The organism is Streptomyces sp. SX-6 (genome assembly GCF_059089585.1).
Genome location: NZ_JBTHHU010000019.1, coordinates 70,694 through 83,110 on the forward strand (window position 1 = coordinate 70,694; position 12,417 = coordinate 83,110).

At 72.6% G+C, this 12,417-nt stretch carries 5 protein-coding genes and 1 pseudogene; 3 read left to right on the forward strand and 3 right to left on the reverse strand.

Translation table 11 applies throughout. From position 1 onward, the window contains the following. Positions 1-11: 11 nt before the first annotated feature. Entirely contained in the window at positions 12-7,478 is a 7,467-nt protein-coding gene (locus ACV530_RS22570; protein WP_494334414.1) for an SDR family NAD(P)-dependent oxidoreductase, read from the reverse strand. 134 nt (positions 7,479-7,612) lie between these two features. Here ACV530_RS22570 and ACV530_RS22575 point away from each other — a divergent pair, with 134 nt between their 5' ends. Together ACV530_RS22575 and ACV530_RS22580 are read left to right on the forward strand one after the other, a co-directional pair. Continuing rightward, on the forward strand, positions 7,613-8,374 hold the full coding sequence (locus ACV530_RS22575) for a thioesterase II family protein (RefSeq protein WP_494334415.1): 762 nt from the start codon (positions 7,613-7,615) through the stop codon (positions 8,372-8,374). 145 nt (positions 8,375-8,519) lie between these two features. After that, on the forward strand, positions 8,520-8,954 hold the full coding sequence (locus ACV530_RS22580; RefSeq protein ID WP_494334416.1) for a hypothetical protein: 435 nt from the start codon (positions 8,520-8,522) through the stop codon (positions 8,952-8,954). Positions 8,955-8,972: 18 nt separating this feature from the next. Here the strand turns inward: ACV530_RS22580 and ACV530_RS22585 are convergent. Continuing rightward, positions 8,973-9,871 (reverse strand): annotated as a pseudogene (locus tag ACV530_RS22585) (MBL fold metallo-hydrolase). A 129-nt stretch (positions 9,872-10,000) separates the two neighbouring features. Between ACV530_RS22585 and ACV530_RS22590 the strand changes: the two are divergent. Continuing rightward, complete coding sequence (locus tag ACV530_RS22590; RefSeq protein WP_494334417.1) at positions 10,001-11,062, forward strand: NAD-dependent epimerase/dehydratase family protein; 1,062 nt, start codon at positions 10,001-10,003, stop codon at positions 11,060-11,062. Here the strand turns inward: ACV530_RS22590 and ACV530_RS22595 are convergent. After that, positions 11,043-12,401 (reverse strand): glycosyltransferase 87 family protein, encoded by a 1,359-nt coding sequence (locus ACV530_RS22595; RefSeq protein ID WP_494334465.1) that lies wholly within the window; start codon positions 12,399-12,401, stop codon positions 11,043-11,045. The genes ACV530_RS22590 and ACV530_RS22595 overlap by 20 nt on opposite strands. Positions 12,402-12,417: the final 16 nt, after the last annotated feature.

Here is a 12,417-nt window from a genome sequence, read left to right on the forward strand (position 1 = left end):
GCGGCTCCCGGTCATGCCGTGCCGGCGAGTGTGAGGATGCGGTGGGCGAGGTCGTCGATGCTGTCGGCGTTGATGACCTCCATGGTGGGGATCTCATAGGCCAGTTCGCTTTGCAGGCTGACGACCAGTTCGGTGGCCATGAGGGAGTCCAGGCCCAGCGCGTCCATGCCCCGCGTGCGGTCGATGCGCTCGGGGGCGCACTGGGTGATACGGGCGACGAGGGTGACGAGCAGGTCGGCGAGCTCGTCCTTGCCGATGACCGGGCTGCCGCCGGCCGGCAGGCGGCGGGCTTCGGTGGTCGGGGCGCCGCCGGGTGGCTGGGCCGGCAGGAGTCCGGTGAACCGCGGTGTGTGCAGGATCGGCAGGATCGTGGCCATACGGCTGAAGTCGATGCGTGCCACCTGCAGGACGCCGGGGCCGGCTCCCGGGCCGGTCATGAGGTCGTCGAGAGCGGTGAGGATCCGGGCGGTGCTCATGGGGGCGAGCCCCATGCGTTCCAGTACCTGGATGACTTCGTCCAGGGCTGCCATCCCGACCTCGCCGGAGAGTCCCCAGCCGATGGCCAGGCCGGGGAGGCCGGCCGCCCGGCGTGTGCGGACGATTCCTTCCATGGCCAGGTTGGCGGCGGCATAGGCGGCCTGGGCGCGGAGGCCGACCATGGCGGAGGCGGACGAGTGGACGACGAAGAAGTCCAGGTGTGCGTCGCGGGTCAGGCGGTCCAGGATCCTGGTGCCGGTCAGCTTCGGCGCGAGTACCGCTCGGGCGGTCTCGTCGCTCAGTTCGGTCAGCAGTGCGTCGCCCACGGCCATGGCCGAGTGGATGACGCCGCGCAGGGGCCGCCCGGTGGCGGCGACGCCCTCGAGCACGGCGGCCATGGCGGCCGGGTCGGCCACGTCGGCGGCGTGGGCCGTCGCGGTGGCGCCCTTGTGGGCCAGGTCGGTCAGCAGGTCGTCCGCGCCCGGTGTGGCGGGGCCGCGGCGGGAGACGAGGGCGAGGTGGCGGGCTCCCCGGTCGGCGAGGAGGCCCGCGGCGGCGGCTCCGAGGCCGGTCAGGCCCCCGGTGACCAGGTAGGTGGCGTCCGGGTCGCACACGAGACGCCCGGGGGGTTCGGTGAGGTGGGGCCGGGGGGTGAGGCTGATGACCACCTTGCCGATGTGATGGGAGCGGCGCAGCAGCGCGAACGCGTCCATGACGGTGTCGGCCGGGTGGAGGTGGTACGGCAGCGGGCGGTACGTCCCCTGCTGGACGCGGCGGGTGAGCTCGGCGAAGTGCCGCGCGGACAGCTCTGTCTGGCAATTGAGCATCTGGAGAGCGTCGACGGCGTGGAAGGACAGGTTGTTGCGGAAGGCCCGCAAGGCCAGTCGGCCGCCCGTGTGGATGTCGCGCTTGCCGAGTTCGATGCAGCGGCCGCCGGGCCGCAGGATGTCGAGGTTGCGGGTGATGGCCTCGCCCGCAAGGGAGTTGAGGACGACATCGACGCCCTTGCCCCCGGTCAGTTCGAGCACCTGGTCGGCGAAGCCGAGGGTGCGGGAGTCCAGGACATGGTCGGCGCCCAGCAGAGCCAGCAGCGCGCGCTTGGCAGGACTGCCGGCGGTGGCGATGATCCGGGCGCCGACGTGCCGGGCGTACTGCAGGGCGGCGAGGCCCACCCCGCCGGCCGCGCCGTGCACCAGGAGCGTCTCCCCTTCTCCAAGGCGGGCCAGGTGCTCCAAGGAGTGGTGCACCGTGAAGAAGGCGACCGGAAGGGTCGCCGCTTCGGCGAACGACAGGTGGTCCGGGATACGTCCGGTGCATGCGGCGGGGACGACGACGTGCGAGGCCAGGGCGCCGGGTGCACAGGCGAAGACCCGCTCCCCCGCCCTCAGTTCCGTGCCCGGGCCGGCGGCAGTGACGATGCCCGCGCACTCCAGTCCCAGACTGTGTTCGCCGGGGGCGGGGACTTCGGCGCCCGGTGGCAGGGAGTCGGTGGCCAGCAGGACGTCACGGTAGTTGAGCCCGGCCGCCCGTACCTCGATGGTCACTTCGCCCGGGCCCGGGGCGGGTGGGGCAGGGGCGGGCACCCAGTCCAGGCCGAATCCGAGCCCTGGGCGGCGCAGCCGCAGCCGATGGCAGCGCCCGTCGGCTGCGACGGTGGCGGCGGGCAGGTCGCGTACCCGGGGGACGAAGCGGCCGGCAGGGGTGAGGACGATCTCGTCCTCCGCTGTCGGTGCCAGCAGTTCGCGGACCAGCCGGGTGGCGTCGGTCTCGGGCGACGGTCCTCGTTCGAAGGCCAGCCGTCGGGTGGTGGGCCGGGGCTGTTCGTTGGCGAGGCAGCGGGCCACGGCCCAGGGCACGCAGTCCTCCGGGGCCGGGCGGGCCCCCGCCTCGGGCACGGCTCCCGACAGGCGGGTGACCAGCCACAAGGAGGGGTCGACCGTGCCGGGAAGCCGTGCGCAGGCCTGAGCGATGGCGCGCAGGACGGCGGTGCGGGTGACGGCCTGCTCCAGGACGGTCCGGTCACGGTGCGGGTCGGTCGGGCCGTCGTCGTTCAACTCCGCGCTCTCGCCTGCCAGGAGGAGGACCACGGCGGGCTGGGACCGGTCGGGCCGGAGCCAGGCGCCCCACTGATCGGGATCGGTGACGGCCCGGACGACGGTCACAGGGGCGTCGCCCGCCGAGCCGAGGGCCTTGGCGAGGGCGTGGGCGAGCGGGTCGTCCGGGTGCTCGGCGGCGGCGATCCAACTGGTGGCCGGGGCAAGGGCTGTTCCCGTGGGGGCTGCTCCCTGGGCCGTCCGTCCGGGGGCACGTCGTGCGACGAGGACGGAGTGGTCGGCTTCGGCGCCGTCCGCGTTCAGCTGAGCTGTCTCGTCGAACCCCTGGGCGGCGAGCAGCTCATGCCACTGCCCGGCCGTCAAGAGCGGGGAACGGGAGCGAAGTTCGGCGTCGTCAACCTTCCAGAAGCTCTTCAGCTGGCCGAAACAGGGCAGGAGACGGTCGAGGTTGTGCGTCTCGGCGGCCAGCAGGTGGCCGCCTTCGCCGAGCAGATCGGCGAGGCGGGTGAGGCTTTCGCGCAGCCGGGTGGTGGCGTGCAGGACGTTGTCGGCCACGACGAGGTCGTACGCGCCCGGGGCGAACCCCTGGGTTTCGGGGTCCTGGTCCAGGTCGAGTGGGCGGTAGACGATGTGGTCGTGTCCGGCGAAACGGGCGCGGGCGCGGGGGAAGAACGTCGCGGAGATGTCGGTGAAGGTGTAGTGCGTACGCTCGGGCGGCAGAACGCCGAGCAGCGCCGCGGTCAAGGCCCCGGTGCCGGCGCCGACTTCCAGGACGCGCAGGGGCCGGCCCTCGGGCCAGTACCGGACGAGCTCGCGGACGAGGGCGGTCATCCGGGCTTTGTCACGGCGGGGCACGACGCCGGTGGAGTAGTAGTTCTCCACCCAGTGCCGGTCGCTCTCCCCGAAGAGCATGGCGACGGCGTCCTGACGGCCCACGAGCACCTCGGGCAGCAGAGCGCCGCAATGCGCGTGCAGCACCGCTTCCGTGGCGCACTCCGGGACCGCGCGCAGCAGCTCGGCCAGAACGCCTTGGGGATCGGGGCGGGCAGCCGGCATCCAGCCCCCGTCACCTTCGCCTTCGCCTTCGCGGTGCAACAGCCCCGCACGTTCGGCCTGATCGAGTGCGGCGTGCAGCAGGCGCCGGTAGACGGGGAGCGCACCGGCGCCGATGAGGCTGTCGGGCGTGTAGGCGGCGGCTTCGGGATCCAGAGTGCGGAGCGCCCGGAGGGTGAAGTGCGCGCTCAACTGGTCGATCAGACGGGTGCCTTGGGCGTAGCGCTGTCCGCCCCAGTCCGCTTCCCTGGTGCGCTCGGCCGCACAGGCCAGTTCACGCAGAGCGGGCAGAGGCGGGGCGGGCGCGACGGGGTCGAGCTCGCGCGGTGCTGCGCGCAGGACCGTGGCCAGGCGTCTCGGCGTGGTGTCGGCGGTCTCGAAGCGGCGCAGCCTGCAGCCTTCGGCCTCGGCGGTGACACGGCCCTGATCGTCCAGGAGGCGGATGTCCCAGGACACCTCACGGGGCGTGGCCTCGCGGCGGCGTACGTGGACCCAGCCCTCCGCGGGAGCCTCGTCCCATACCCGCAGGGCCGTGATGGCGGAGGGCAGATAGGGGGCGTCAGGTGTGCGTCCGCCCTGGGCGAGGAGGGGAGCACCCGCCTGGAGGGCCGCGTCGAGGAGGGCGGGGTGGAGCACGTACTGCGCGGGCGTGGCCGGCTCCGGGACACCGGGGAGTGCGTACCGGGCCAGGACCTCACCGTCACCGACCTGCAAGCCGGTGAGGACGGTGAAGGCAGGTCCGTAGGAGATGCCCACGGCGGCGGCGCCGGCATGGGCATCGGCTGCGGAGACGGTCTCCGGCAGACGGGCGCGCAGCGCCCGGATGTCGTCCCGCGCGGGCTGTTGGCGCAGCAGACGGCGTACGACGCCTCGGGCATGCGGGCGCCAGGGCCCGGTGCCGTCGCGGCTGGCGATGCGGACGGTGCCGTCGGCCGCGTCGAGCGAGGTCTGCAGGTGGACGTCCATGGCGGGGTCGTCGAAGGGCAGGGTCAGGGCTCGCTCGACGGCCAGGTCCTCGAGCTGGACGGCTCCTTGGAGGTGGAGGCGGCCGGCGCCCAGGGCCGTCTCGGCGAAGGCGGCGGCGGGCACGACGACCGCACCGGTGACGACGTGGTCGGCGAGCCACCGGTGGCGGGTGGGATCGATGCGCAGGTGCCACAGGGGTTCGGCGTGGGCGGCTCGCTCGCCGAGGAGCGGATGGTGATGCTGCCCGTCGCCGCAGCCCTGCCCGAACCATCGCGGGGAGCCGTGCCAGTGGCGTTCCCGCTGCCAGGGGTAGGCGGGCAGGTCCTGGACCCGGCCCGGCACGGGGAAGAACGCGTCGGCATCGGTGCGGGCGCCGGCGGCGAGCAGGGCGGCGACGGTCCGCTCCAGGGCATCGGCTCCGTCCCGGTCCCGTGACAGGGTGGGCAGTACGGTGGTGGGCCCGGCGTCGTCCACGGCGAGGATGCGGCGCAGGTAGAGGGAGAGAACGGGGTGCGGGCCGATCTCCACGAAGGCGTCACAGCCCGTGGCCGCCAACGCCTGGACAGCGGCCTGCAGTTGCACGGGGCGTCGGACGTTGTGCCACCAGTACTCGCCCGTCAGCGATTGTCCCGGCTGGAGGTTGCCGGTGACGGTCGAGGCGAACGGAAGCGTCCCGGCCCCCGGTTGCAGCGCGGCCAGAGCGGCGCGCAGGTCCGCCTCGACAGGGTCCATGTGCGAGGTGTGAAAGGCGTGGTCCAGGTCGAGCATCCGGAAGAAGACGCCCTGCCCGGCCAGCCTTCCGGCCAGTTCGTCGAGAGCGGTCTCGTCACCGGCGACCGTCACATCACGGGGACTGTTGACTGCTGCCAGCTCCAACAGCCCCTTGAAGAGGTCCAGTTCCTCCAACGCCCTGTCGACAGGAAGGCCCACGGCGGCCATCCGTCCGGAACCGGCGGTACGGCCCTGGACCCGGCTGCGGTGGGTGATGACCTCGGCGGCGGAGACGAGGTCGAGCGCGCCACAGGCGTGGGCGGCGGCGACCTCTCCGACGCTGTGTCCGGCCACACCGGCCGGGCGCACTCCGTACGCCGCCAATGCGGTGGTCAGCGCCACTTGCACGGTGAACAACAACGGCTGGGCGACCTCCGTCCGCGCCTGCCGGGCCGCGTCGGTGCCGTGGGCCAGCTCCTCCCGTACGGACCAGCCGAGCAGGGGTGACAGGACCGCGTCGACCTCGTCGACGGCGTCCCGGAAGGCCGTAGCGGCTTCATGCCCGGATGATGCGGTGAGCAACCGGCGCCCCATTCCCGTCCATTGAGCGCCATTGCCGCTGTAGACGAAGGCGGTCGCACCGCTCTTGAGTACGGGAGCGGGCAAGGCATCGCCGCCGGCGCGCAGGCGGACGGAAGCAGTACGGGCGTCGGCAGCCAGGACGACGGAGCGATAGGGGTGTCTGCCGCGCCGCGCGAGGGTGGTGTGGGCGATGTCGTAGAACGTGCCGGTGTCCGCACCGGTGGTGTCGAGGTGGTCGGCGAGTTCGGTGGCCGCGGCGGCGAGAGCCTCGGGTGTGCGCGCGGAGACCAGCACGGGACGCAGGCCCTCGGGCGGGTCCTGCCGTCGGGCAGGGGCGGGGGCCGGCGCGAGAACCGCATGGGCGTTGGAGCCGCCGAAGCCGAAGGAGTTGACGCCCACCAGCCCACCGCAGGCCGTTGCCAGCGGAGTGGCAGCGGTCACCGGGGCCAGGCCCAGGCGAGGGAAGTCGATGGCGGGGTTGACCGGCAGACCGTGCAAGGACGGCGGGATGACACGATGACGCAGGACGAGGACCGCCTTGAGCAGCCCGGCCAGCCCCGATGCGGACTCCAGGTGCCCGAGGTTGGTCTTGACCGACCCGATGGGCAGCGGCAGTTGAGCGGAACACCTGTGGGCAAGAGCCGTCGAGATGGCCTCGCATTCCAGGGGGTCGCCCACGGGGGTCCCCGTGCCGTGCGCCTCCATGTACACCAGCCCGCGGGCGTCCGGTCCCGACGGTCCGTACACCTGGCGCAGCAGGGCGGCCTGCGCCTGGGCGCTGGGCTGGGCCAGGCCGGGGGTGCGTCCGTCGCTGTTGGTCCCGGTGGCCACGATCACGGCGTGGATGCGGTCGTTGTCGGCGAGGGCCCGGCCGAGCGGCTTGAGGACGAGGAGTACGCCTCCCTCGGCCCGTACGAACCCGTCGGCGGCCGCGGAGAAGGCGCGGCAGCGGCCGGTGGGCGAGAGCATCGACGCCTTGGCGAAGCCGACGAACTCATGAGGCCCGATGAGGATGTTGACTCCGGCGGCCAGCGCCAGCTCCCCGCCGGAGCCGAGGAACGCGCACGCCTGGTGGAGGGCGACCAGGCTCGACGAACAGGCGGTGTCCACGGCCAGGCTGGGGCCGCGCAGGTCGAAGGCGTGGGAGAGGCGCCCCGCGGTGTTGCCGCTCGCGAGCCCGGTCATGGTGTGCCGGTCGACGGTCTCCAGCCGGCTGAGCTGGAGGGTGCCGTAGGCGTGGTTGGACACCCCGACGAAGACGCCGGTGCCGGAACCGGCCAGGCGGGCCGGGTCGATGCCGGCGTCGTCCACTCCCTCGGCGGCCAGCTCCAGCAGGATCCGCTGCTGCGGGTCCATGCGGTCGGCCTCGCGCGGGGAGAGGGAGAAGTACTCCGCGTCGAAGCCCGCGATGTCGTCGAGCACGCCGGCCGCCACCGTGTAGCTGCGCCCGGGCCGCCGCGGATCGGTGTCGGTGAACTCCTGCGCGTCGAACCGTTCGGCAGGCATCCGCGTGACCAGATCCCGCCCTTCGAGGAGCGCGGACCACAGCGCGCCCAGGCTGTTCAGGCCACCTGGGAGGCGAAGAGCGATCCCGACAACCGCCACGTCAGCGCGGCTGTCCGCTGGTGATTCCATTTCCGCCCCCACGACACCAGCCCCCTCAACCGACTTGTCGGAACCTGCCCATGCCGTGAAGGACGGAAAGGACGGGATCCGGTCATTCCCATGAAGGAGCGATGCAGCCTGGCATGGCGCCCGATGATGGACAGGTGAGAGCACTGGGTGACGGGCTGCTGTGGGACCTGACACCCGGACAGGGATGGGGCAGCCCGGATGCCGCGGTGCTGCTCCTCCCCGGAGTGGGGGGCAGCGCCGCGGACTTCGCGCACTGGCCCCGCCATCTCACCCCCGGATTCCGGATCCTGTCCGCTCGCTATCCGGGACGGCAGACCGGCGAAGCGCCTACCGACCCGACAACCGGCCTTGCCGGACTCGCCGTCCAGCTTGCCGACCGCCTGATGCACCACGTCACGGAACCCCTGCTGATCTTCGGACACAGCATGGGAGCTGCCCTGGGCTACGAGACCGCATGGCACCTTGCCCGTCACCGCCAGCCGGCTCTCGCCCTCCATGCCTGCGCCGCCTTCTCGCCACCCGAATACGCGAGCTTCGACCTGAACAGCCGGGCCATGGACGACGACGCCCTGACCACACTCGCCACCGCGCTGGCCATCCCCCTGCCCCGGGGAGAACTCACACAGCGGCACCGGGAGACGCTACGGGCACTGCGTACCGACCTCGCCCTGATCGATGCCTACGACTACGGACCGCACCTCAGACCGCTGGAGTACCCGATCACCGTATGGAGTGCCCGCGACGACACCGTCATCCCGGCCGCCTCGGCCCGGCGATGGCAGCCGATGACCCGCCACCCCCTCGCGCACCACACCCTCCCCACGGCTCACCACTGCCTCAACACCCTGCAGGCCATCGAACCGATCACCGGCGCCCTGCGGCGCGAGATCCCGTGACGACGAAGCGCCCTGACGACGGGCCCCGGCACCAATCTTTCGCCAACATTTCGACAACACCGGAAGGTGAAGGTGGTCCTGCGCACTTCAGCGCACCGATCGCCCGGTGGACCACACGCCACACCGGGCACGTAGGAGGAGCACCATGAAACTCACCGCCACAAAGCGGCAGACCGTACGCACGCTCGCGGTCCTCGGCGCCACCGCCGCGGCGGTCAGCCTCATCGGCGTCGGCCCGGCCAACGCCGTGACCCCCCACCAGCTCAAGCTGTGCAACAAGTCCGGCCCGGGCCGATTCGGCCCCATCGCGGTCTCGGTGGAACTCATCGACCGGAAGGCCTGGGTCCCCAATGTCCAGTCCGGGTACTGCACCACCTTCAACCTGACCGGCAATGGCGGCGAGCGCGCGGCGATCTGGGTCAAGCCCGAGTGGACGTGCGGCCCCGGCGCCTGGCCTGCCGAGACGTGCTTCCCGTACACCCCCTACAACGGAACGACCAACGGCAAAATGATCGGCATCCTGGACAGCAAGGGCACGGACATCACCCTCACCGGCCCTTACACCTACACCCAGCAGTAGCCCCGGCCCGGAACGGCGTCACCGCCACGCCGCCCACCCCTTCACCGCGAACCGGTCGCCGGCGCGCCGCACTTCGGCCGCGCCCGGTCCGGGGAAGTGCGCGGGGAACAGCAGGGCGCCCTGGTCCGCGGCCTCCCCCAGGACCCGGCGCCGGCTGTCCCGTGCGCGGGGCTCGTCCTCGTCGAAACCGGGGCAGTCGTCCGGCTCCGCGATCTGCAGCGGGCTGTGCACCAGATCCCCGGCGAACACCGCTCGTTCCGTGCCGGACCGCAGCCATACGACGGAGGAGCCGGGCGTGTGGCCGGGGCGGGCTCGATACGGAGCCGGGCGTCGATGTCGTAGTGGTCACCCTCCCACAGCACGGTCTGTCCGGCCCGGTGCACGGGAACGACGCTGTCCTCGAAGACATTGGCCATGCCGGGACCGGAGCGGGTCCGGTGTCCGTTGGCCGGGTTCCAGTAGTCGAAATCGGCGCGCGGGATCACGTACCGAGCGTTGGGGAAGGTCGGCCGCCACTCCCCCTCCTCCGTCAGGTGAGTGTTCCAGCCGACGTGGTCGCCATGGATATGAGTGCAGATCACGGTGTCCACGTCCGGCGGGCGGACACCGGCCGCGGCCAGTTCCTCGAGGTAGTGGGTCCTCAGGTGGTGGAAGGCCGGCATGGCCGGGCGCTCCCGGTCGTTGCCGATACCGGTGTCGATCAGGATCGTCCGTCCCGCGCTGCGGATCAGCCAGGTCTGGATCATGACGCGGACCTCGTCGGCGGCCAGGTCCAGGAAGGTAGGGGCGAGCCAGTTCTCGTTCGCCTGCCAGTGCTCGACGGGCACGTCGGGGAAGACGTAGCCGCGGGCGCGGCCTCTGGCGGGCAGCTCCACCACGCGGGTGATCTCCACGTTCCCGAGCACGAGGGTGTCCATACTCCCCAGCCTGCACGCCGGACGACGCAGGGGCGAGCACCGCGCGACGGGCGGCACCGGACCTTACGAGGTGATGACGTGCGGCACGCACCCGCACCGGCCGGCCGCGAGCGGCCTTAGCGTCGACGCATGCGCGTACTCGTCACCGGAGGGGCCGGCTTCATCGGCTCGCACATCGTGTCCGCCCTGCTCGAGCGGGGGCATGAACCCGTCGTCCTCGACGCCCTGTTGCCGTCCGTCCATCCGGTACGGCCCACCGTGCCGGATGGCGTTCCCTGCCTGGAGGCGGACGTACGGGATCCCGTCGGCGTCGCCCGGGCGCTGCGCGGCGTCGACGCCGTCTGTCATCAGGCCGCGATGGTCGGCCTGGGCAAGGACTTTGCCGACACGCCCGCCTATGTGAGCTGCAACGACCACGGCACGGCAGTGCTGTTGGCCGCGATGGCCGAGGCGGACGTGGGCCGTCTCGTGCTGGCGGGGTCCATGGTCGTCTACGGCGAGGGCCGTTACGACTGCCCAGGGCACGGTCCCGTACGCCCAGGTCCCCGGCGTGCCGGCGACCTGGCGGCCGGGCGCTTCGAGCCCCGGTGCCCGCGCTGCGGCGGAGAGCTCGTTCCCGGCCTGGTGGGCGAGGACGCCGCCATGGATCCGCGCAACGTGTACGCGGTGACGAAGCTCGCCCAGGAGCACCTGGCGCGGTCCTGGGCCCGGGCGAAGGGCGGCAGCGCGGTGTCGCTGCGCTACCACAACGTGTATGGTCCCGGCATGCCGCGCGACACCCCGTACGCGGGCGTCGCGTCCTTCTTCCGCTCCGCCCTTGCGCGGGGCGAGGCGCCGCGGGTCTTCGAAGACGGGCGGCAGCGCCGGGACTTCGTGCATGTCGGCGATGTCGCGCTGGCCAACGTGGCGGCCCTGGAGGCGCCGGAGGCGCCCGGCTTCGGCGCGTACAACTGCGGCAGCGACGCACCGCACACCATCGGGGAGATGGCCCGGGTGCTCAGCGCGGCGTACGGCGGTCCCGAGCCGGTGGTCACCGGCGAGTTCCGGCTGGGCGATGTCCGGCACATCACGGCGACCTCGCGCCGGCTGCGCGAGGCGTTCGGCTGGTGCCCGCGGGTGGGCTTCGCGCAGGGCATGGCGGAGTTCGCCCGTGCCCCGCAGCGGAACGCCGCTACCGCGCCCCGGAGTTGACCGGACGACGGCGCACCAGCCATCCCGCGAGCACGGCCGCGCCTGCCACGGCGTACGCCACCGTCCCGAGGAGGTCGGGGTCGGCGACGGCCCGCCCGCCGATGTATTTGGCCGCCCCCGCCATCGCGACGGTGAGCCATTCCCACCGCCCGTCGAGTGCCGCGAGGGCGATGAGGAGGAGCGCGTACCAGGAGTAGCCGGGGGTGGTGAGGAGGAAGGCGGCGCCCGTCACCAAGAGGGCGCCCCGCCAAGGCCGTTCGGGGTCTCCGCGTCGCAGTACGTACACCACCACCGCGGCCATGACGGCCAGGACCGCGGGCTGGGCCCACGAGGGCGGGAGGACGAGCCTGAGGAGGGCATAGCGGTTCTTGACGGTGGGGTCGTCGTAGCCCTCCTCCTGGGCGTAGCCGCCGAGGTAGCCGAGGACCGAGCCGTGCGAGACCAGGAGGTAGGGCAGGTAGGCGAGGGCGGTGACGGCCGCTGCCGGCAGGAGGACGACGAGGGCCCGCCGGAGCCCGCGACCGGCGAGAGCGCCGGGGAGGACGACGGCGGGCAGGAGCTTGGTGGCGATCCCCGCACCGATCAGGGCGCCGCCGCGGACCGGCCGGGCGCGCAGCGCCGTCAGACCGGCGACGGTGAAGAGCACGGCGAGCACGTCGACATGAGCGTTGTTGACGGCTTCGAACGCGACCGCGGGCGACCATGCCCAGTAGGCCGCCCAATGGGCGCGGCCACGGCGGCGCAGGGCGGCGAGCAGGAGCGCGGAGACAGCGACGGACAGGACGGCTCCGCCCACTTGGAACGGTTTGTGCCGCGCCCCGGGCGGCGAGAGCTGGTGGACGAGCAGGAAGTACCCCTCGGCGACGGGCGGGTAGATCGTGTGGACGGACGGGCGGTTGATGCGCGTGCACACCGTCGCACCGACCGTGAACCGTTCGGGGCGTGCGCACTCCGCGCCCCGAGGGAACAGCCAGTCGTCGCGCAGCCGGGCGAGGGCCGGGTCGCCGGGCACGTGGTCGTACGGCGAGATACCGGCGGCCTGCACCCGGCCGTCCCAGGCATAGCGGTACATGTCGGAGCTGGTGCGGGGTTCGGCGACCAGCCCGCTCGCGGCGACGGCCACGGACCCGGCCAGTACCAGGGGCACGACGTACCGGGCCGGCACCCGTCGCAGTGTCCATGCGGCCACGCCGAACAGCGCCCAGGCGGCGGCGTACCAGCCGGTGAGGGCGGCAGGGTCGGTCAGGTAACTGTCGCTGTGGACGGCCGACACAAGAATCGCGGTGAGTGCGGTGAGCGCGGCGATGGTGACGGCGGTGGCGGCAGCGGGGCGGGAGATCACCCCTTCACCCTGG